The organism is Candidatus Nitrospira salsa (assembly GCF_965152625.1).
The window spans coordinates 545,905-567,332 of sequence record NZ_CBCUCO010000004.1; the positions used below are offsets into that span (position 1 = coordinate 545,905).

Here is a 21,428-nt window from a genome sequence, read left to right on the forward strand (position 1 = left end):
GACATTCTGCATCTAGAAGGCTTGTTCTACAAGGTGAGATGGTAGCGAGTCTTCTTAAAACGCGTCAAGCAGCTCACGCTGGGTTGTCATGAAACGATGTTCTGAATGAAGATCTTCAGTTGGTGAAAGTACGCTCGTCCGCCGACAACAGGGACGTCGTTGTGACTGGCTCCTCGAACGGGATACCAATGTTTGGGTGGTTTTGCCGCTTTGTAGACTTGTTTCCCGAACTTAATTGGAACAATGGTGTCATTTTCTCCATGTATCACGAGGAGTGGCCGTGAAATGTCAGGAAGTTTTTCGTTTAGATTAAATTGTGAATTCAGAAACCAGTGGGCCGGTACCCCGAAATAGTGATGATCAGCCATCGATTGAAGAGAGGGAAAGGCCCCTTCCAAAATCAGTCCGGCAGCGGAACGTTGACGGAGGACTTCGCCAGCAACAGATGTTCCTAATGAACGTCCAAAGATCACGAGGCGTTTAGGATTGACTTTCTTGTGTGTGCGTAGGAAGTCATAAGCGGTCAGGGCATCTTGATAGAATCCCGCTTCTGATGGAACTCCCGTGCTTTTTCCATATCCTCGATAATCAAAAATCATGACAGAAATGCCACGTCGATGGAGTTCGGAAATGTTTGAGAGGCGGTGGCTGATGTTTCCAGCATTGCCATGGCACCACAAGAGCACTGGCTGCTTAGGTCCTGCATCAACATACCAACTATACAGATGTATATCTGAATCAACGGTCAGCCACACCTCTTCGAGTGGAAGGCCGCTGATGTGTCTCCATTGCTGTTCGTTCCAGGGAGATGGTTGAAAGACAAAGATGTTGTCAAACATCAAGGATTTCTCACTCCTCATTTCTTCTCAGGGGCTTGTTTCCTCGCTCGTATCACGCTACGTTGTTATCATCATTATTGCAAATATTAATTGAATGAGATGCTATGGCCACGTACGTGATAGGCGATATTCAAGGATGCTTTAAAGCCTTACGCAAGCTGATGAAGCGAATCAAATTTGATGCCACAGGCGATCGACTGTGGTTGGTTGGAGATTTGGTTAATCGTGGCCCGGACTCGCTCGCTGTGCTTCGTTATATTAAAGAACTTGGGCCGGCAGCGGTCACGGTGCTGGGCAATCATGATTTGCATTTACTTTCGGTATGGGCTGGTGTCGCCAAGTTACATCATAAGGATACCTTGGCAGAGGTTTTGTCTGCACCGGATTGTGATGAGTTGCTCACTTGGTTGCGCTTTCGTCCGATGATACATTTGGAAAACGGGTATTTGATGATGCATGCCGGACTCTTGCCTCAATGGACTGCAACGCAGGCTGTGACATTGGCACGTGAGGTGGAAGCTGCATTGCGAAGTAAGAATTTTGTTGAGTTGCTGCCTTTCCTCTATTTTCGCCAGGCTGACCTTGTCTGGTCTAAAAAGCTGTCGTATCATAATCGGTTGAGTTTCTCAACGAATGTGTTAACGCGGTTACGGATGTGCTCAGCCGATGGTGTGCCAGACTTTTCCTTCAAAGGCTCGCCTGATCAAGCTGAGAAGGGCTTGGTTCCCTGGTTTCAAGCCCCTGGGCGATCGATTAGTGATGAAGTCGTCATTTTTGGTCATTGGTCAGCGTTGGGACTGTTTATTCATGACAAGCTCCTTGGCCTTGATAGTGGATGTGTCTGGGGACAGGCTCTGACCGCACTTCGGCTTGAAGATCGAAAGCTTTTCCAAACCTCCTGTTCAAATTAATATGTTCGTTTCGAGCTGATCTCTCTGCTCTCCTTCTGTTCCTCAGATTGCCATCTTCTCTTATCTTTCGATTGACCTCATGACATTGAAATAGTGATTCCTCCCTGCTCATGGCGAGAACTTTGCTGTGTATCTGTTTAGATAACAAGTGTATCTAAACAGATTCGTTGAGATCAAAGAGTTCGAGATGCGTTGTTCTGGAATTTTGAAAACCCTTTAAGAACCGTTCTCTTTCAGCTGTTTTCTTGGGAAAAACCGCTTCGGCATCAGCCTTGCTTTTTCTTCCTATCGGGGCACAGCTCCTCATTGGTTTATGAAAGCTTGAGTGTCGGGATCCCTCAATAGTCTTGAAAGAAGGAGAACATTTGATGAAAAAAAAGTCTTTATCTAAACCATCTTTACCCCGAAAACGTCGAACTCGGTCAATCCCTGGTGTACTTCCCGTAACCGAGGCACAAACGACATGGACTGCTAATGTAAAGTTGCATGGTCTTCACTCCCCCGCTGCGAGACGGTGCCCGAAATGTCGAGGATTGCTGACGGCTCAAGTTGTTGATCTCACAACGAAAAACGACATCCGATGTATTAATTGCGGATGGCAACCACAGTGGGGAACGCGAGTGATAACTGAGAGCGACGAAGTGAGATCAATTCGTCGTCTGACAGCGCAATTTTGCACGACTGACTTGGTCTCATAATTCTTTCTTCGGTAGGTCTTGAGTGAGGTGAGAGATGGGATAGGACAATGAGAGAATCTATAAAAACTGAATGGTCAGACATAGCACATTACAGTCATCGACGTTTGTCCAGATTTTTTTAGTGATATTGATGACGAAGCGTTCGGATGAGATTATGGCTCAGGACTTGTTCCGGTAGCAGGATGGTATGTACAAGTATGCGGGACCATGTAGAATGGTCAGAGTAACAATCCGATTCACGGAACCGTCATGGAGTAAAGACATTGGATTCCCCGCTTCAAGAGAGTCGAAAGAATGTACCTAGAAGCCCTCATCAGGACTGGATTTTTTCATTTCTTGCTCCTAGATCACGTATTCATGACCTGTTGAATATCGGTCATTGGTTTTTTCGGAAAGGGAGTCCTTCCCTCCTGGTTGTGATTCTAGTTTTTCTTGGATGTCACTGGAACGTCATCACACCTTCAGCGTTTGCCAAAACAGTTGTCATAGTCCAGTCCTCAGATATTAAGTCCTATGATCAAACTGTCAAAGCCTTCCTGAAAAATATCTCGCCGACGGTGCGACATGTCGAACGGCTTTCGCTCCATGGAGATTTAACTCATGGAGAGCCCATAGTTAAAAAGGTTCGATCGTTACAGGCAGACATTATCGTCGCCGTGGGCTTAAAAGCGGCACTTGTTGTTCGGCAGGGCCTGCCATCCATTCCTAGCATTTTTTGCATGGTGTTAGACCCTGTGAAGTACAACCTCACGAAATCGCATATGGCTGGAATTGCCTTAGAGATCCCCTTCGAAGACCAAATTCAATCCCTGCAGGATGTGGTGCCAACGGTCAAGCGTGTGGGAGTTATTTACAATTCCCAGAAAACCGGGAGGATTGTACAGAAAGCGACGTCCCAAGCGAACGCTCTAGGGATGGAATTGGTGTCAAGGATGGTTTCGTCTGAAAAAGACGTGCCTGCCTCTCTTCGTGCCATTGTTCATAACATTGATGCGTTATGGTTACTTCCGGATAGTACGGTCGTGACTCCAGAGTCTTTTGACTTTCTCTTGCGGACCACTCTCGAGGCGAATATTCCTGTCATTGGATTTTCTTCTGATCTTGTTCGTAAGGGAGCGTTGCTCAGTGTGCATTTCAATTATGAAGATGTTGGAAAACAAGCTTCACGTTTAGCCGAAAAATTTCTCACTGGACAAAAATTTACGCCGGGGGTTGTCCTGTCTCCTGAACCTTTGCGATTGGCCATTAACTTGAAAACGGCAAACTTTTTAGGCATCACGGTTGCACCCAATATTTTGACCAGGTTTCATAAAATGTATTGATTCTATGAAACGAGCGCGAATGGAATTATGGGTACTCCTCCTTCCTCAGGAATATTCTTCAGTAGTCTTCGAACCAAACTCGTCCTGTTTATTAGTTTAATTATCATTGGGGTCTGTTCAGGCTTAAGCTGGTATTTCGTCAACCAACAGGCCTCATCAATGGAGAAGGCGTTACGGAAAACCGGAGCAATCCTGATCAAAAACCTTGTTCATAACGGTCGCTATGGTCTCATCACGCAAGATACGGTTTCTCTCGAGCAGGTTGTTGAAGGTGCCCTCTCGGTCGATGAAGTCGTGTATGTTGTTGTAACAGGGCCAACAGGGGAGCGATTAGTCGAACAGTCCAAAGGAGGCTTGAATGTGGCGCACCCTGAGAAACGAGCTCTGGACCGACCGTTGCTTCCAAGCCCGTCTTTGACAACCGCGGCTCTTTCGGCACCTGGCGATCAACCGATTGTCACGGTATTCACCGTGTCCAATAAAAAACAAGTAGGCGGTTTAAGCAGTCCTGTGAATGCGGGATCAAGGCTGACCAAATCGGGAAGAACGAGGGAAACGCTGTATGATTTTGCGCTTTCTGTCAGGCGACAAACAAGTCCTGAAGCACAATTTGGCCCCTTGTCATTAGAAGGCCAAGAGTCGTCTTTTTCAATGCCTGAGCCCAGGCAACAATCTGAGGTGTATGGGGTTATCCATGTGGGCTTGACGCAATCGTTGATGATGAAAACCGTTGATACGATGATCTGGAATGTTATGGTCATGGCGGTCTTTATCATGATCGTCGGCATTGTCTTGACAGTCATGCTGGCTAACCAAATCATTCGACCATTGCGTAAATTAGCAGGGGTGGCGAAGCACATTGCCGCTGGAGATTTGTCGCACTCAGTCAGAGCTCGTACTCGAGACGAAGTTGGGCAACTGACGACGAGCATCAATCAGATGACCGTCTCCTTAAGGCAGCGTGAAGAGGCAATTTCGACATATGTCGAGACGATAACAAAGCAGGTCTCACAACTTTCAACTCTGAATCAGACGGGGGCTGCGATCGCGTCAACCTTGGATGTCGACCGATTGTTGGCAACGGTCCTCAAGCTCTTGGTCGAGAACTTGGGGTTTGTAAGAATGGCCTTGGTCTTCTATGACTCGGAGCGTCGTATTGGCCTCGTGTCTCAGGTCACGGGAGTTTCAGAGGAACTTGAGGACCTTGTGAAAGAATTTGAAATCCCTATAGACGGAAATGATGGAATTAGTGCGGATCTCTTAATTCGTGGAAAACCTGTCCTTGTCAAGGATATCGAGACCGTAACTAATCGAATGTATCTTCCTGCCTTACGAGCCTGCCGAGAAGTTGGTGTTACTTCCTTTATCGTTGCACCACTGAAAAGTCAGGATCGTATCCTTGGATATCTGGGAGCTGACAGGGGTATTATCCCCTGTACTCAGGAAGACTTAGATGTCCTCATGACCATTGCGAATCATGTATCAGTAGCTATTGATAATGCTCGCGCCTATCAAGCGCTTGGGCAATTCAACCAAACGCTTGAAGACCGAGTTCAGGAACGGACCGAGGCCTTGCAGCAAGCCAATGAACGTCTTCGTGAACATGATCGTCTCAAGTCCATGTTTGTCTCGATTGCCTCCCATGAACTTCGCACACCTATGACATCCATGAAGGGGTTAGTCGACAATATGCTCGATGGTCTCACCGGTACCCTCAATGAACGTCAATCCTTCTATTTATCGCGTGTGAAGCGGAATCTTGAACGGCTGACACGAATGAGTAATGACCTGCTTGATCTCTCAAAAATTGATGCTGGAGTCATGCAACTCAGTTGTGCTCCCCTATCTGTGGAAGAACTCGCCCATGAAGTTGTTGAAGTTATGCAACCGGTCGCAAGGCAAATATCTCTGAATCTGGTCTTCGATGTGAATGCGCCTCTCCCAACTATCCTGGGAGATCGAGATAAGCTCGATCAAGTGCTCACAAATTTGATCAACAACGCGATGAAGTTTTCAAGGCCGGGAACGGATGTCCAAGTCGGAGGACGTATACGAGATGATCACATGGTTGAGGTGTGTGTGAGGGATTCTGGTTGTGGGATTCCGGTCAATGAAATTCCTCATATTTTTGAACGGTTTTATCGTGGCGAGTCAGTGGTAGTGGAAGCTAGAGGATCGGGATTAGGACTGGCCATTTCCAAAAGCCTTGTGGAGCTCCACGGGGGAAAGATCTGGGTGCAGAGTGAGGTTGGAGAAGGCAGTCAGTTTTTCTTTACAGTGCCGGTTGCCACGGTCGCGACGGTATGAGAATGAGGATATAGTTGTTAGTGGTACGGTGTTGACCTGCATCTGCGACAGTAACCCTACGAAAGAACTCCTCTGTTATGAATTTGTGGTAGGTTCGAGTTGAATATCCTTTTGTTTGAGTAGACGGGAAAGGTAGGTTCGTTGGAGTTGTAAGAGATCCGCGGCTTTTGTTTGACTCCAATTGCTTCGCCGAAGTGCTTGTTCAAGAATGTGCCGGCTATATTGTTCGATAGCCTCATGGTAGGGCAGGTTTTCGCCACCTTGGAATGGATCGACTCCCCACGGACCTAACCCTAATTGTTCAGGAACGATTTCTTCATCGACGCCGAGAACGACGGCACGAGCAATGGCATTGCTGAGTTCTCGAATATTTCCTGGCCAACTGTAACTTCGCATGGCCTTGATGGTCTCTTTCGTGAACACTCGAGGTGGTCGTTTCATCTCTCGAAGATGAAAATCTAAGAAAAACTCAGCCAATGGGTTGATGTCATCAGGCCTTTCCCGTAGTGGAGGCAATGAGAGACTTACGACATTCAAACGAAAGTACAGGTCTTCACGAAAGCGTCCTTCTTTGACTGCCTGTTTGAGGTCTTTGTTGGTCGCGGCCAGCACTCGGATGTTCACTTTGACGAGGCGGCTTCCACCCACTCGGTGAAATTCGTGATCTTGAAGGAGCCGGAGGAGTTTCGCTTGTAGCGTCAATGGCATATCACCGATTTCATCAAGAAAGAGTGTACCTCCATCTGCTTCTTCGAGCCGACCTTTTTGTCGAGAGTCGGCCCCGGTAAAGGCTCCTTTTTCGTGTCCGAAAAGTTCATTTTCGAGGAGTGTCTCGTTTAACGCCACACAATTGATAATGCTGAATGGCATAGCATGACGAGGACTCCATTTGTGAATGGATCGAGAAAACAATTCTTTCCCAGTCCCACTCTCTCCTAAAAGTAAGACCGTTGCGTCGCAAGATGCGGCACGTTGGGCAAGTTCAATGATGGACTGGATGCTTGGACTGTCGCCAACAATGGTGTTATATCGGCTTTCCACTTCTGTCCGAAGTGATGTGACTTGCTGCTTGAGGACTTCCCGTTCCATAGCTTTTTTGACCACGATTTCCAGATGGTCAAAATCAATTGGTTTCGTGAGGAAATCGTAAGCTCCAGTCTTCATGGCCTCTACGGCATTTTCAATGGTGGCATTGGCTGTCATCACGATAATTGGAAGGTCTAAGGGTTGTGTCACCGTCTCCGATGCCACCTGGTCTTTAGATTGGTGTGGCTGATCACCGTGGGGGAACAGATGATGAAGGACTTCGAGCCCGGACATACGGGGGAGAGTCAGATCGAGAAGAACGAGGTGGGGGGTTTCAAGTTCAATGGCGTCAATGGCCTGTTTCCCATCTGCCGCCGGCACGGTGGTATATCCTTGTCCCTCCAAACGGTCCGTCAGCATGAGAACAATATCTGGGTCATCATCAACGATAAGAATTTTCTTTTTCATGGCATATCCCTCTTAAGCAGTCATGAAGAGAAACCGTGAAGAGCTATAAAAATGAAATAGATGCAATAAATACGCCGTATAATTTTTCTATAGCCGATTCAATTAACTTCTATATTGTCTGAAGGAGGTCATGACGCTGGGTTACATGGATACCTGTAATGGTGGCACCAAAAGGATTATAGCGAATCCGATTAATATTCCAGTGGTGACTTTGGCGACGATTGTTGTATACCTCTCGCAGCATAAAAGATGCTTACCAATTGTGAGACCTGTTTGCCTCTGGAGTGTTAATTAGAGTTGCCTAGACAACGTAATATTACGCCTCAAACATCGGAAATTATTTGAAATGGCTATAAGTCGCCACTTATGACTGACCATCAGTTACGCTTGGTCTTGTGAATGATCGTATCTACTGAGGCCATCTATGATCACAATATTGAGTGGCCATACGAATTCTCAGTGAAGGTTGACCAGATATGACGAGTGGTGCATTGAACGTTCATGGCCTCAGCGCACCACTGGAACTTATTTGAATTCGCTATAGTCTGTCGCAAACGGAACAATCTTGCAAGTCTTTTTTTAAAGATCGATGATGCAAAGGGGGTATGGAGAAAGGTGGTGCTCTAGGGTTTAGATCACTAGGAGGTGATCTGTTCAATAATGGCTGCGGCTAACAATGGAACCATAATCTCATGATGACCAACGAGTGAGTACCCCTGTCCGCCTTTTTGAGTCGGACGACGCACCACATTGGTCATGGGACGATAGTGAGGAAGAAAATCCATATTCACCGTTGTAATATTCTTTAATGAACGTCCGAGATTTCGGCTCAAGGTTACGGTCTTGAGAAACACTTCAGGAAGCATCACCGCCGACCCGAGATTGATATAGACCCCTCCTTCCATGTCAGACACGAGAGAGACCAGTGTCCGAAAATCAACGAGCGATCCTCCTCCAATGGCCGCACCATCGGCTGATGGATGCATGTGGATGATGTCAGTTCCCATGGCGACATGTACCGTAATCGGAATCCCTAATCTATGGCCTGTTACCAATAGACTTCTTTGACGATGTGGGAATTGTCTTGGGTGTGTGGTCATATAGCGACCAACGGCCTCTCCGATTCCGAGCCCAGTCTTCCACCCCTCAAGAATGGCAGAATTTAAGATATGTCCTGTATCTTCGGCCATACCGAATCGGCCAGAGTCGATTTCTGCATCGACTTCCTCTGAGGTGTGTCCAAGGTAGGCGAGTTCAAAGTCGTGGATAATGACGGCTCCATTCACGGCGACGGCTGTGATGATGTTCCGCTTCATGAGATCAATCAGAATGGGATTGAGTCCGACTTTTGTCGGGTGGGCTCCCATGCCGAGGATGACAGGTTTTCCTCGTCCCCGTGCGCGGACGATAGCACGAACGACAGCACGAAGTGATTTCACAGCAAGAAAGTCTGGAAGGGTATCGAGAAAACTTCGAAAGCTTTTGCCCCGGCGCCAAGATACCGCGAAGTCGGCAATATTGACCTTGCTGTGACGCGAGGAAAGCGGATACGTCTGAATCCTGGACAGGTTCAGCGGTTTAACGGACGTTGTGGGCGAATTACGTCGTTTGGGCAAACAGTCGCTCTTCTATGATTTCACATAATACATGGCCAAGAGTGATATGGCATTCCTGTATTCGAGCCGTCACCGTTGAGGGAACCTGAAAGCTGTAGTCCACCAGGTCCATTAATTGTCCTCCCGTTTGGCCTGTCCAGCCAATTGTGACAAGACCTCGTTCATGAGCGACTTGAATACCCCTCAGCACATTTGGTGAATTTCCGCTTGTGCTAATGGCAATCGCGACATCGCCTTTATTCCCGTGGGCCTCAATCTGTCTGGAAAAAATATCGGTATATTCGTAGTCATTAGCAATACAGGTGAGCGCTGCCATATCAGTGGCTAAGGCCAAGGCAGGAAGAGCTGCACGATCGCGCTTGTACCGTCCAACGAACTCGGCTGCGATATGAGACGCATCCGTTGCACTGCCCCCATTCCCAAAAAGCAAGACTTTCCGGTTGTCATGGAATGCCCGAATGATAATCTGGGCGATGTCGATGATTTGTTGAGCATAGGTTTGCACGAACCGACATTTAATATCGGCACTTGACTCAAAGGCCTCGACCACTAACTGTTTATCCATGATCAGTAGATTCTAGCAGGGTATTCGATAAAATTCACATCTTTCTTACTGAAATCATCGAACTTCCTCTCCCTTATCTAAGTGTAATTCGTGAGGAGAGAAGGAGTGATCTTATCATGCGCACCGCACATTGTCGTGATACTGAAAGCCAAATACCTCTGTATAATTCTTGCTGCCTGGTACGTAGAATGCTATAGTTGGTGCATTGTGAGTGCTGACGGGCCAGTCAAAGCCCTCCTTATCGCCATGGCGCAGGATCCTGCGCCAGCTGTGTGCTCTCTTCAACGCTTAATCCCAGAGCGATTGTGTTTCTTTCTTCCAGAATCGAGTAAGAAGTTGGTGGAGTCTGATGTCCACCCTCAACTTTCAACCATGCCACAGAAGTGGGATTGGATACTCACGCCCGATCCTGAAAATTTTGCGCAGTCTCACAAAACGCTAGCCGAATTGTTACCCAAACTCTTGAAATCCTGGGACGTAAATCCTGGCGAACTTGTCATTGATATCACGATGGCAACCTCGCCAATGGCTGCGGCCATGGTGTTGGTCGGATTTCCCTATACGGCCAAAGTCGTAACATTGAGTATAGCGAGTGCCGAAAGACAATCGGATTCAAAAGTGATGATGGCAGGAGAAACGGCAAGAACCTGGATTCAGAGTAATCCATGGGATGAAGAGGCTTTCTCTATTCGACAGGAAGCTTCAGGCTATTTCAATCAAGGGTCATATGTCGCTGCCGCGAAAGTGTTTCGTCGCATCGAAGCTCGAGTGAGCGGAGGACTGAAGCCTTTGTATCGAGCCCTGTCGGACATTTCAGAGGGCTATCGGCAATGGGAACAATTTCATTATCGCCAGGCTTGGGAAAAATTAAAAAGTGCGAGTAAGGCTCTTGATTTGGCTTCTGCCTGGGGTGGCCCTCCAGGGATTTCGTCTTTTTTAAGAGGCGTGAAAGAGAATGTTCGATTTCTTGAAAACATTGTTTTGGATCCAGCCGAAGTGAAAAGCAAGCTTGCACAAGATTTATTGGCCCATGCGAAGCGTCAGATCGAACAACAACATGATGCCGAAATTGCCATACGCGTATTGCTCAGAGGCCTGACCGCATCAGCGCAGGCTCGTCTGTTTCATACCTATCAGATAAAAAGTTGGGATGTGAAACTTGAACAACTCCCGAAATCCCTGCAAGAGATTTGTCGAAATTGTTATTTGAATGATGTGGATGGCAAACATCGACTCCCATTCCCTGCTCAGTTTCATGTGTTGGCCGAGCACCACGATATCATGGGAAAGACGTTTCTCTCAGAATGGCCAAAAATGAAAACGCTTATTGATGCCGCTGATCATGCGGTCTTGGGGCAAGGGTTTGAACCCGTCAAGGCCGAGCGTTTTCACCAACTCTATGACTTGGTGCTGAAAATATCTGCTATTCATGAACGAGATCTTCCGCAGTTCCCTCCCATGGCGTTGTAACGCGAGTTTTCTTGTTATGAACATCAGGATTTATTATGAAGATACGGACTGTGGTGGGGTGGTGTACTATGCGAATTATTTAAAGTACTTTGAACGCGCTCGAACGCATTATTTAGAAGAACGCGGTTTTTCAGTTGCCGAACTCATTGGGCAAGACACGGAGTTTAGGGTGACGCATGCTGAGGTCATCTATAAGTCGGCCGCCAAGTACGGAGACGATCTACAGGTTGAAACCACACTTTCAGCTAATCGTCGCATATCTTTGACCTTTTCTCATATCATTCGCGAATGTCATTCGCGTCGTGTCGTCGTCGAAGGTTCGGCGACATTGGTAGCCGTGAACGGCGCAGGAAAGGTGAAGCGTCTGAATCCCATCTTTCTCAATGGTCTTGGTTTCCAGGAGTCATCTCCTGGCTCCTAAAGTTTTTTAAAGGCCTGATTCTTCACTGGCCAGTGTGAGCACTGTTCGTTCTATCAAAAATGACAAGTCGCAGAAGGCAATTTGATGGTATGCTGGTCTTTGGACGAGATGCTGTGTATTTTTATCAAATTGTATTCACGGATCGTAGGTGCAATATCAATCAGAAAGATTGCGACTAACATTTCCCTGAATAGTTGATGGATACGGTGAATGGTCTTGACATGAATTATATTTAGATTTATTCGAAGCATAGATTAATTATAATTAAGGTGTTTCGATGCGAGATTCAAAGCTTATTGCAGCAAAACTTGAAGAAGCCAGTGTTCAGGCAACGGCACACCCAATCGCCATTTATTAATATATGGTGTGTGAGGCTGGTCATCCGACAGAAGAAGAGATCAAAGACTGGGCTGACCACAATTTTCCGAAAATAAGTAACAACTGTCTATAACACGTTAAACACATTTGTGGCTGCGGGGCTCTTAAAAGAATATCGCTTCCCGAATACGTCGAAAGTGATTTATGACTCGAATGTTGAGTATCACCATCACTTTTTTGATGACGAGATCGGCCAACTCATTGATATTGAGCCAGAAATTGTTGAAGTAAAGGCCAAGTTGAAAAAAGAATTTCGAATCTCTCAAGTGCAAATACTGCTTCGAGGAACACGTCAAACAGTTCGAACGTGAAATGTCGTTATATAGGTACTGATGATATGTCTCAGAAAGGAGATTGCGATGAGACCGATGAATGAAGTGCGGACTAACTTGATGGGGGTGCTATTTTTGGCAAAAGGTGGCTTGTATACGGTCTTTATCGTGAGTTTATTTTTAAGTTTTGCGGCTCAACTTCACGCTGAAGAGCCTTACGAACTGAAATTTCCGTTAGGATTGAAAAAAGAGTTAGCGGTGATTCCAGACGATAATCCGATGACAAAAGAAAAAGTCGAATTGGGTAAACTACTGTTCTTTGATAGACGTCTATCCATGAATGACATTATTGCCTGTGCGAGCTGCCATATCCCGAGTTTGGCGTTTACGGATGGCCAACCTGTCTCAACAGGGATCAATAGTCAACAGGGTGGGCGTAGTGCTCCCACAGCCATTAATCGTGTCTTCAGTTCAGCACAGTTTTGGGATGGACGAGCTGCGACGCTTGAAGAGCAGTCAATCGGACCGTTAATCAATCCTGTCGAACATGGATTTGTCAATCATGACGAACTCGTGGTGAAACTGAATGACATCGAAGGGTACAAGAAACTGTTTCAGAATGCGTTTAGTTCCGGCATTTCAGCGAAGACTATAGGACAGGCGATGGCCAGTTTTCAGCGCACAATTCTCTCAGGCAATAGTCCTTTTGATCAGTATAATTCAGGTGAAGACCCAGAAGCACTTTCAAGCAGTGCTAAAAATGGATTAGAACTTTTTCGTGGGAAAGCGCTCTGTTTTACCTGTCATTCTGGTGCGAACTTTTCTGATGAAAAATTTCATAATCTTGGTGTGGACTGGGATACGGATCACGTGGATCTGGGGCGTTATGTGGTGACGAAAGATGCCAAAGATATGGGAGCATTTAAGACGCCTACGTTGCGAGAAATTACAAGAACCGCACCGTACATGCATGATGGTCGTTTTGCGACTTTGAGACAGGTCGTGGATTTTTACGATCAAGGTGGGATTGCGAATCCTCATAGGGATCCACTTGTGCAACCATTAAAATTAACGGAAACTGAAAAGAACGATCTTGTGACCTTCTTAGAGTCTCTCAATGGGGAAGGCTGGCAGATGATTCCCCCAATTGAATTTCCCCGGTAATGCTTCGTGTTCATTGTGGTCAGGAATTAATTCTGAACGAACCAAAGTGTTGTGAGAGTCAATATTGCCAAATACTGAAACACCTGAAAAGGGGAGACGTTCTGGCAGCTTGTTGAATCTCTCTCATCTTCCGTATCAAGAAGCCTGGGACTATCAGCGGAGGAGACTTCAGGAGAGAGCCGTAGATCGTTGTATTGATACATTTCTGCTCGTAGAACATGAGCCCGTGTTTACATTAGGTCGAACGACTCAGGAGGAACATTGGAACGGAAAGGTTCGGTCTTTAACCGATCAAGGGTTTGCGCTCTATACCATTGAACGAGGCGGGTCCGTGACGTATCACGGACCCGGGCAGGTCGTGGGGTATCCGATTGTCCGATTGCGAAATTTCTGTCAGGGACCAAAGGTCTATGTTGGCATGTTGCAAGAGGTAATTATTCGTGTCTTAGCCGAATGGAACATTCAAGGCAAGCTGAAGGATAAATTTCCTGGAGTGTGGGTGGGGGAGGATAGCCCTGTTCTTGAAAAAATCGCCGCCATTGGCGTCCGTATCACGAAGGGTGTGACGATGCATGGGTTCGCATTAAATGTAAATGTCGATCTGAAACCTTTTGATTTCATTATTCCTTGCGGGATTGATGGCTGCCACGTGACTTCAATGCAACAATATCTTGGGAAACAGGTCAGTATGGTAAAAATCAGAGAGCAGCTTGCCTATCATTTCGCTGAAGTCTTTGGGCTCGAATGGAAAGAAACGTCTAGCCGTCTTCCAACTTAATTGGTCCACCCATCATCGGCTACATGCTCCTCTGTCTCGTCCTGAGCAGGTTGGAGTCGGGCTATATTCCCCATCCTCCGCTAATCTGAAGATTCGCCCCTGTGACATATCGCGCTTCATCAGAAAGTAAATACTGAACGGCTGAAACCGTATCTGATATCTCACCGATGTATCCGGCTGGAATGTTCTTCTCTATACCATCGAGTTCTCCTGGTGGAGCGCTGCCTGAATCAATGTACCCTGGCGAAATGGCGTTGACGGTAATGCCGTCTGGCGCCAACATTTTGGCTAAGGTTCTGGTCAAAATCACGACTCCAGCTTTGGCAATATAATGGGCTGTTACGTGGGGTTGAGCTTCCATTTTGTCAACATTAGCCATTCCAAAAGAAATAATGCGTCCATATTTTCGAGTGCGCATGCCAGGTGCAACTGCTTGTGCAAGGTAAAACACTGGATCTAAGTTGTTCTGCATCATCTCAGTCCAACCTGTTGGGGTTTCTTTAAATAAGTTTACGCGGTGATATGGCCCAGCACCGTTAATCAAGGCATCGATCTGTCCCCAGGTGGACTCCACCTGCCGGACGAGATTTTTTACGGCATTTGGGTCAGAGACATCACACCGAATTGCCAGGGCACGACCGCCGGACTCTTCGATCGTGTGTGTGGTTTGTTGAGCATCTTGTTCACTTGTCCGATAGCAAATGGCAACCGACCATTGCTTCGCTCCCAGTTCCAAGGCAATGCCCCTGGCAATTCCTCTAGCTCCGCCGGTAATTAACGCGACACGATTAGTCATACCTTCGCTCCCTTATGGTCTCAAGATATTTGTCAGGAAATGGTGAAGACGACCGCCAGTGGTATTCTTGGATCAGTATAGGAGTTTAAAGTTAAAGGTTCAAAAATTCTGAGACTTTAAACTCGTAATTGTCTTGCAAATGTAGAATGGAAACTTATTCCCGGTTGACTAAACGGGTCGCAAGAGTTTTGAAGACGTGGTTTGTTCGTGAAGACACCGTTTTCTTCAATGAATGCGGAGACTCCTTGATATAAAACTGTAAATCATCAATCGTATCCAGGTCTTGTTGTTGAGATAAGAGGGTGAGAGAAAGTCCTAGTTCGTTGGCTTTTTCTCTAGTGCGGTTGGTGACCTGATGGGTTGACCAGGGAATATTTGTAAATAACTCAGGCGCCGGTTTTTTCAGGCCAATCAAATAATATCCACCGTCTTTCGATGGACCAATTACGACATCATGTTCTCGGAGTCCATGCCGTGCAGATTGGATCATATCGCTGGAAATAGTGGGAAGATCACTTCCAATCATCATCACGTACGCATAATTCCGTGTAAAGGCCTCGCGAAACGCGTGCTCCATACGTTTTCCCAGATCGTCATCTGGAATTTGTTCCCACAGTTCTATGTGCTGTCTTGCCGAGACGGCCTGAAAAAACGGATGTTGTTTCGAAGGGGCACAGGCAAGAACACGATCGAATTCAACGAGATTCTTGGTTTGTTCTAGGGTGTCCATGACCAGGCTTCCGTGTAACGTCGCGGCTTCGTCTGGTGTCAGCGGCGGACTCAACCGAGTTTTGACTGATCCCGGAATTGGTGATTTGGCGAAAACTATCAGAGCCGACTGTGGAGGAGGTGATCCTCGACCACGAGTCTTATTGGGGAACTTTTTGTTTCGAGGCTTAGCGGATTGTGCCATAGAATTGTTGCAAGGTGTGTGGGCTGATTCCCAGCCAATACAAGAATCTCAACGTCCACATATGAAGGATGGTTCGAAGTGGGCCATTGTGCTCCCACCGACGAAAGGAGGTTGTGACTTTCGAGTGAAGCGGAATAACCGATCCTGATTGTTTCAAACGGGAACTGAATTCAATATCTTCCATGAGGGGAATGTTTGAAAATCCCTTTAACTGTTGGAACGTGGTTCGTCGAACAAAAATGGCTTGATCGCCAGTGAAAATTCGACTCCAACGTGAGCGCCAATTCATCATTCGACTAATCACCCAGGCATATCCGCGGTCGATTTCGAATTGGACATCAAATCGCCCTCCGACATGGGTCTCTCCGTCCATGACTTCTGTGATGATACGACGAGCCTCCGGAGGGAGATGCGTATCAGCATGTAAGAAAATTAAAATATCAGATTGTGCAAACCATCCTCCTGTATTCATTTGGCATGCGCGGCCTTTCGCGGAGGTGAGCAGATGACCAGTTTGGGCATAGTGCGAATCAATGTAGGCTTGCGCAATTTCTCGGGTGCGATCCTGACTCCCTCCATCCACAATGATGACTTCATCCATCTGTGGTTGGGGAAGCATGGATAAGGTGTTCAAGATGATCGTTTCTTCATTGAACGTGGGAATGATAACTCCAATCGTCATCGTCGTAGCGCGAAAAGTGAAGATACGTAATTGAGAGGAATCTGTTCGGAATTCCTGAGTACGACTATTGTCCGGACGTTGGATTCTTTTGCGTTTTAAACATGAAGTACACGACCATCAGCACCGTGCCCCAATAAATGACATAGATATGCCAAAAGAGAACTTCACCAAAGTGAAAAAATGCCAATCCGCACAGCAGTGAAAAGGCGATAACGAGATAGCGAGTCGTCGAGTTTTCGATCGAAGAGTGAGCCCAAAGCGCCATGCCGCCAAAGTAGATGAACATCGGAAATACCGTAATTTCGGCACCTGTTTGTGCGGCCAGAAAGACTTGAAGAAATCCAATAAACACCATCGCCGATCCAATCATTTTCATGGCGACACGCATTTGGAGATTTTCTTTGTCATCATCCTCTTCGCTTGGAGGTCGTGGTTGCCGCATGGGCGGTGATGGGGGAGTTGATGACGGTGTGGATTCTTGAGGATCTAATTCAGATGTCATGGTTACCATTTAAAGTGCTTGCTTAAGGTTAATCCCTGTTGGTGATACGACGACCCCAAGGTCGATCCGTATAACTTCGTGGGTAGGTTCAGTAGTTTTTCATAGATGACTTTAAAAAATGTTTGACCGTCATAAATCAGAAATGGGACATCGTGCGGGCGGACTTCCAACACCACTTGGGTCCCTTTTCGTTTGGCCGTGACCATGCCAAATCCAGGATCAAAAAATCCCGCATAATGGGTGCGGAGTTCCCCGCAAGCCGCTTCATATGCCACCATTTCTGAGGCATAGCCCGCTGGGACCTGGATTCGTTCTTTGGAGGCGAGAATATAAAAATCTTCGGGTTCTAGGAGAAGGGTATTTTTGGCATGGCGCGAAATCGGTTCCCAAAAGTCGAAGGCCGAATAATAGCCAATTTTTTGTAAATCGATCACATGGCTATTTTTTTTGGCCCGATAGCCAATGATGGTGTCGCCTGTATCAGGAGACCCTTGAAGATCAACACTTAGAAACAGCCCATGGTTGAGGTGGATATTTTTAGTCGGTAACGGCTTATTGGGACGGCTGGCTTCTCCATTTTGATAGAGTAGCGGAGTCTTTCGATGCACAGCTCGCAAGTCGGAATCAGAGACGGTCGGCCGTCCTATGCTGAGGCGCAGTTGGTTCAGGGATAATCCGGTTTGCACGCGGATGGTAAAAGAACGCGGAACGATCTCAAGATACAGCGGTCCTTCATACCCAGGGCGAATTTCATCGAATCCCACATTCCGATTGGTAATGACACGGGTAAAGATGTCGAGTCTTCCCGTCGAACTTTTAGGATTCGTTCTCCCACGTATAGTTTTAGGCAGTCGAAGATGTTCGAGCAGGGGAATCAGGTAGACATGACCCTTTTCGAGAATCGCTCCATTGGTAATGTCCATGTCATACATCACCAAATCCGACTGAAAGGCCTCTTCCCAATGTGAGTGAGATCCAAAGGTGTCAGGGTGTTCTGGAAGAAAACTGCTGATTAATCGATAGGCTTTTCGACCGAGCCGTAAATCAAGACTGGCTGGTTGAAACTGTCCCTCGGTAATGGGAGGGGTAGAAGTAATGACACCCTCGGCTGCCAATTCCTTGAGTCGCTGGTACGGAAGAATCCCTTGTTTTCGTGGGCCCGGCATTACAGATCGTCCATTGCTCCTGCGCTACAGGAGCCATTTGAAGTATGTGCGCCAACCATTGGAAGTTCTCGCTTCGTGTCTGGGCCGGGCTGAGGGTAATGATAGGTCTTGTTTTCGTAATTTTTAAGTACCGCGCCGTTTTCATCCAGGTGTAAGAGGTAATCGCTTGGAAGAATTGGGATTTTTCCACCTCCACCCGGGGCATCAATAACGAAATGAGGGACGGCCATCCCGCTTGTATGGCCTTGGAGCGCTTGAATAATCTTGAGTCCAGTTTCAACCGTCGTACGGAAATGATTGGTGCCTTTGGTCAGGTCAGCTTGGTAGAGATAATACGGTTTAACGCGTGCGAGCAGAAGCTGATGCATCAACTGTTTCATCACCTCTGGATCGTCATTGACGCCTTTAAGTAAGACAGTTTGAGCACCCAATGGCACTCCGGCATCTGCCAAGCGTCCGCAAGCCTCTTTAACCTCAGGCGTCAGTTCATCCGGGTGATTAAAATGTAAATTCATGTAAATAGGATGATATTTTTTCACAATTTCACAGAGTTCCGGCGTGATGCGTTCTGGAAGCGTCCCTGGAACACGCGAGCCAAACCGTATGATTTCCAAATGGGGAATGGACCGCAGGGCTTTTAACACACGTTCGATCATGGGATCTGTCAAAAGCAATGGATCGCCCCCAGACAAAATCACATCTCGGACTTCGGTGTGTTCGCGGAGATATGCTATGGCTCGATCCAGCTCACCTTTTTTCAAAAACCCTGGCTTTCCGACCAAGCGTTTTCTGGTACAGAATCGACAATAGATAGGGCATTGGTTCGTCACCATGAGGAGGACTCGATCGGGATACCGATGAACTAAATGGGGAACAGGACTGTCGGTATCCTCTTCCAATGGATCATCAGGCGCATCAATATCATCGAGTTCGATGGCTTCAGGAACCACTTGCTTCCAAATCGCATCGCCCTTTTCCTTAATCGTCGCTAGCACCGTGGGGGTAATTCGCATGCGGTAGGGACCCACCACATCTTCGATTTCTTTGGGGTCCACGCCTAGCTGCTTGGCTAAGTCTTCGGGTTTCGTGATGCTCTCGGCAAGAACACGTTTCCAATCATCCATATTGAGTTCCTCACTCTATCATGGTTTGCAGACTCTTCGACGACGTTGTTCTAATTCCCTTCAGAGGGCTGCTCAGATGAATAGTCATCAAGATACGATAAGATCTCATGGGTTTCAGTTAAGACCTTCTCGTTATCGACCAACACGGGAACATAATACTGTCCCGACACATCATGAACTTGCGTTCGAGAAAGCTGAAAGTCTGGAACAACCACACTTTCATAGGGGATGGCGAGATCCTCCAGCTTTTTCGTGACTTCAATACATTCGGGGCACCATCCGACGTGGTACAGCGTCATATTATATCCATAGTGAAAAATGTAAATTTAGAAATGGCATATGATTGTTGACCGGACAATTTGTCATCTTTCGTTTTGCACGTTACGATTTTTATTTAGTCCTGTTCCGCACGGCACCATGACGGCATCACGCATGCCATGGATAATTTTTTTATCTTTTGGGCAGACGGTTGCCAGTATCCCTGAGAGTTTGGCTTCATCGCCAATGACACAATAGTATGGAGAAAGGCGAGCCCGTCCATCCATTGCAGTCCAATCTTGTGTTTGCTCGTCATAGTACTCAACGGAATAGAGTTGGCCTTTATAAAATTCCTGAAGAATATACGGTGTTGTCGAAAATGAATCCAACCCATGTTCAATCGTCTGTGTCCACTCAGTTTGCGAACGATCATGACCAATGGAGACGCCACGACTTCCCCACGCCAGTTCGGAAAATCCTGAGGGTTTTATGACATATTGGCGTTCTTTTTGACTTGCTGTTCCTAGTGCGCGCCAATCGGAAATCGGTTGGTCCCCCAGGGTTAAGCCTGGAATGACCCCCATGGGCGGGATCGGCTGAGGATCAAGCACCCATGTGTGTGGCATAAGTCTTTTCAACGTCTGAAACGTTTCACCAGACAAGTGTGCCTTCCAATACTGTTCTAACATTGGGTGGTGAATCATGGCAAAAGCCAATTTTTCCTCAAGCCACGGTTTGTAGGGTGGTGTCACCGTTGTCAGCCCTTTTTTGGCAGCATACATCAATAATTCAAACTTCGGAATATTGGGTAAGTCAAAAAGTTCAAAAAATCGGTAGACAAGAGAAACCGGGCGTTCTCCGAATTGAGCAGGGAGGTAGAGCCCGTCGTCGTTAAAGCGCAGATCTTGCGGAGGCACGCAGGCAACGGCTAATCCTTGGTTCTTTAGCTGAAGTGTGAGCCACTGCATTTCCGCACGGTACGACTCAGATTCATCCGATACCACGATGGCGATTGTGGGCTGAGTGTCTTTTGTACGAGACAGGAGCATGGCGGCGAATCCTTGAGGTAGCCCATCGGCTTCCCCAACGACGTGTTCTCCCAATTCGCCATATGTGCGCGCCAAACTTCCCGTGAGACCCATGCCGCCTGGAACGGAATCAAGCTCCGTCATGATCATTCCATCGTCAGTGGGGATAATGTCTGGACGGATGACATGAGGAACGACATTTTTAAAGCGGTTCATCCTGGCATATGCAAGGAGGGACTCAGGCTTGCCTTGATCAAAATATTGATGGATCCAAGCCGGTTGCTGACCCTTGACGCTCTCTAGATAGAGTCGATTCAGTGTTCGATAAAATGCGAGTAAGTGGTGGCCGAGTTGTTCAAAAAATGTGATTTCGGCTGAGGTGATTTGAAAGGGATGTCGGGCAATTCTCCAGACATCGGCCTCGCCTTCTTGAAGGAGTCCATCATTGACCAGGGCATGACGAATGACTGTATGTCGAGTAGACCCCTGGGATGAGGATTCTCGAGTGATAGTTGGACTTGGGGAAATTGTTCCCGTTGGTAACATAGGGTTATGCTTTTCTAAAAGAATGAGTGGATTTCAAACGATGGAACCCCTCAACGTATGGAGTCGAGATGTGAGGGGCTGAGTCCCAATGTGCACGTATCGAGCATTTTGGGTCAAGTCAGAGGGAATCCGTCTCTATAACCATGATAGGCTAATAGACTGATCGTACCATGTGACT

20 protein-coding genes and 1 pseudogene are annotated in these 21,428 nt (G+C 47.0%); 9 read left to right on the forward strand and 12 right to left on the reverse strand.

Annotated features, from left to right (window positions below):
- Nucleotides 1-86: 86 nt before the first annotated feature.
- Nucleotides 87-839 carry an alpha/beta hydrolase gene (locus tag ACWQXP_RS16610; protein WP_454063981.1) on the reverse strand — a complete coding sequence of 251 codons (753 nt, stop codon included), beginning with the start codon at nt 837-839 and terminating at the stop codon, nt 87-89.
- A 104-nt stretch (nt 840-943) separates the two neighbouring features.
- Here ACWQXP_RS16610 and ACWQXP_RS16615 point away from each other — a divergent pair, with 104 nt between their 5' ends.
- From ACWQXP_RS16615 to ACWQXP_RS16630, 4 genes are all read left to right on the forward strand, one after another.
- Entirely contained in the window at nt 944-1,750 is an 807-nt protein-coding gene (locus ACWQXP_RS16615; protein WP_454063982.1) for a symmetrical bis(5'-nucleosyl)-tetraphosphatase, read from the forward strand.
- Nucleotides 1,751-2,118: 368 nt separating this feature from the next.
- Nucleotides 2,119-2,448, forward strand: a complete 330-nt coding sequence (locus tag ACWQXP_RS16620; RefSeq protein ID WP_454063983.1) for a hypothetical protein — start codon at nt 2,119-2,121, stop codon at nt 2,446-2,448.
- Nucleotides 2,449-2,711: 263 nt separating this feature from the next.
- The gene (locus tag ACWQXP_RS16625; protein ID WP_454063984.1) at nt 2,712-3,770 is read left to right on the forward strand and encodes an ABC transporter substrate-binding protein; all 1,059 of its coding nucleotides are present in this window, start codon (nt 2,712-2,714) and stop codon (nt 3,768-3,770) included.
- Nucleotides 3,771-3,797: 27 nt separating this feature from the next.
- A complete protein-coding gene (locus ACWQXP_RS16630) occupies nt 3,798-6,077 on the forward strand; it encodes an ATP-binding protein (protein WP_454063985.1) in 2,280 nt (759 codons plus the stop codon).
- Nucleotides 6,078-6,152: 75 nt separating this feature from the next.
- Here the strand turns inward: ACWQXP_RS16630 and ACWQXP_RS16635 are convergent, their stop codons facing one another.
- The 3 genes from ACWQXP_RS16635 to ACWQXP_RS16645 form a co-directional block, all read right to left on the reverse strand.
- On the reverse strand, nt 6,153-7,571 hold the full coding sequence (locus ACWQXP_RS16635; protein WP_454063986.1) for a sigma-54-dependent transcriptional regulator: 1,419 nt from the start codon (nt 7,569-7,571) through the stop codon (nt 6,153-6,155).
- A 638-nt stretch (nt 7,572-8,209) separates the two neighbouring features.
- Nucleotides 8,210-9,187: a hypothetical protein gene (locus ACWQXP_RS16640; RefSeq protein ID WP_454063987.1), complete on the reverse strand. Its 978-nt coding sequence runs from the start codon at nt 9,185-9,187 to the stop codon at nt 8,210-8,212.
- Complete coding sequence (locus ACWQXP_RS16645) at nt 9,171-9,752, reverse strand: D-sedoheptulose-7-phosphate isomerase (protein ID WP_454063988.1); 582 nt, start codon at nt 9,750-9,752, stop codon at nt 9,171-9,173. The genes ACWQXP_RS16640 and ACWQXP_RS16645 overlap by 17 nt, the downstream gene beginning before the upstream one ends.
- A 105-nt stretch (nt 9,753-9,857) precedes the next feature.
- Here ACWQXP_RS16645 and ACWQXP_RS16650 point away from each other — a divergent pair, with 105 nt between their 5' ends.
- From ACWQXP_RS16650 to lipB, 5 genes and pseudogenes are all read left to right on the forward strand, one after another.
- Nucleotides 9,858-11,222 carry a TIGR02710 family CRISPR-associated CARF protein gene (locus ACWQXP_RS16650; protein ID WP_454063989.1) on the forward strand — a complete coding sequence of 455 codons (1,365 nt, stop codon included), beginning with the start codon at nt 9,858-9,860 and terminating at the stop codon, nt 11,220-11,222.
- 16 nt (nt 11,223-11,238) lie between these two features.
- A complete protein-coding gene (locus ACWQXP_RS16655) occupies nt 11,239-11,643 on the forward strand; it encodes an acyl-CoA thioesterase (protein WP_454063990.1) in 405 nt (134 codons plus the stop codon).
- Nucleotides 11,644-12,092: 449 nt separating this feature from the next.
- Nucleotides 12,093-12,332, forward strand: a pseudogene (locus tag ACWQXP_RS16660) (transcriptional repressor); the annotation flags it as partial.
- A gap of 48 nt (nt 12,333-12,380) precedes the next feature.
- Nucleotides 12,381-13,457, forward strand: coding sequence for a cytochrome-c peroxidase (locus ACWQXP_RS16665; RefSeq protein ID WP_454063991.1), 1,077 nt, complete (start codon nt 12,381-12,383; stop codon nt 13,455-13,457).
- A 109-nt stretch (nt 13,458-13,566) separates the two neighbouring features.
- Nucleotides 13,567-14,235: a lipoyl(octanoyl) transferase LipB gene (lipB, locus tag ACWQXP_RS16670; RefSeq protein WP_454063992.1), complete on the forward strand. Its 669-nt coding sequence runs from the start codon at nt 13,567-13,569 to the stop codon at nt 14,233-14,235.
- Nucleotides 14,236-14,296: 61 nt separating this feature from the next.
- On the opposite strand, the gene ACWQXP_RS16675 is transcribed toward lipB, so the two are convergent.
- From ACWQXP_RS16675 to ACWQXP_RS16710, 8 genes are all read right to left on the reverse strand, one after another.
- Complete coding sequence (locus ACWQXP_RS16675; RefSeq protein ID WP_454063993.1) at nt 14,297-15,031, reverse strand: SDR family NAD(P)-dependent oxidoreductase; 735 nt, start codon at nt 15,029-15,031, stop codon at nt 14,297-14,299.
- A 154-nt stretch (nt 15,032-15,185) separates the two neighbouring features.
- A complete protein-coding gene (locus tag ACWQXP_RS16680) occupies nt 15,186-15,944 on the reverse strand; it encodes a TIGR04282 family arsenosugar biosynthesis glycosyltransferase (protein WP_454063994.1) in 759 nt (252 codons plus the stop codon).
- Nucleotides 15,928-16,626 (reverse strand): TIGR04283 family arsenosugar biosynthesis glycosyltransferase, encoded by a 699-nt coding sequence (locus ACWQXP_RS16685; protein WP_454063995.1) that lies wholly within the window; start codon nt 16,624-16,626, stop codon nt 15,928-15,930. Before ACWQXP_RS16685 ends, ACWQXP_RS16680 begins: the two co-directional genes overlap by 17 nt.
- A 64-nt stretch (nt 16,627-16,690) precedes the next feature.
- Nucleotides 16,691-17,128, reverse strand: a complete 438-nt coding sequence (locus tag ACWQXP_RS16690; RefSeq protein WP_454063996.1) for a hypothetical protein — start codon at nt 17,126-17,128, stop codon at nt 16,691-16,693.
- A 2-nt stretch (nt 17,129-17,130) separates the two neighbouring features.
- Nucleotides 17,131-18,294, reverse strand: a complete 1,164-nt coding sequence (locus ACWQXP_RS16695; protein ID WP_454063997.1) for a 2'-deoxycytidine 5'-triphosphate deaminase — start codon at nt 18,292-18,294, stop codon at nt 17,131-17,133.
- Nucleotides 18,294-19,418 carry a KamA family radical SAM protein gene (locus ACWQXP_RS16700; RefSeq protein ID WP_454063998.1) on the reverse strand — a complete coding sequence of 375 codons (1,125 nt, stop codon included), beginning with the start codon at nt 19,416-19,418 and terminating at the stop codon, nt 18,294-18,296. Before ACWQXP_RS16700 ends, ACWQXP_RS16695 begins: the two co-directional genes overlap by 1 nt.
- Nucleotides 19,419-19,468: 50 nt before the next feature.
- A complete protein-coding gene (locus ACWQXP_RS16705; RefSeq protein WP_454063999.1) occupies nt 19,469-19,717 on the reverse strand; it encodes a glutathione S-transferase N-terminal domain-containing protein in 249 nt (82 codons plus the stop codon).
- A 63-nt stretch (nt 19,718-19,780) separates the two neighbouring features.
- On the reverse strand, nt 19,781-21,250 hold the full coding sequence (locus tag ACWQXP_RS16710) for a hypothetical protein (protein ID WP_454064000.1): 1,470 nt from the start codon (nt 21,248-21,250) through the stop codon (nt 19,781-19,783).
- Nucleotides 21,251-21,428: the final 178 nt, after the last annotated feature.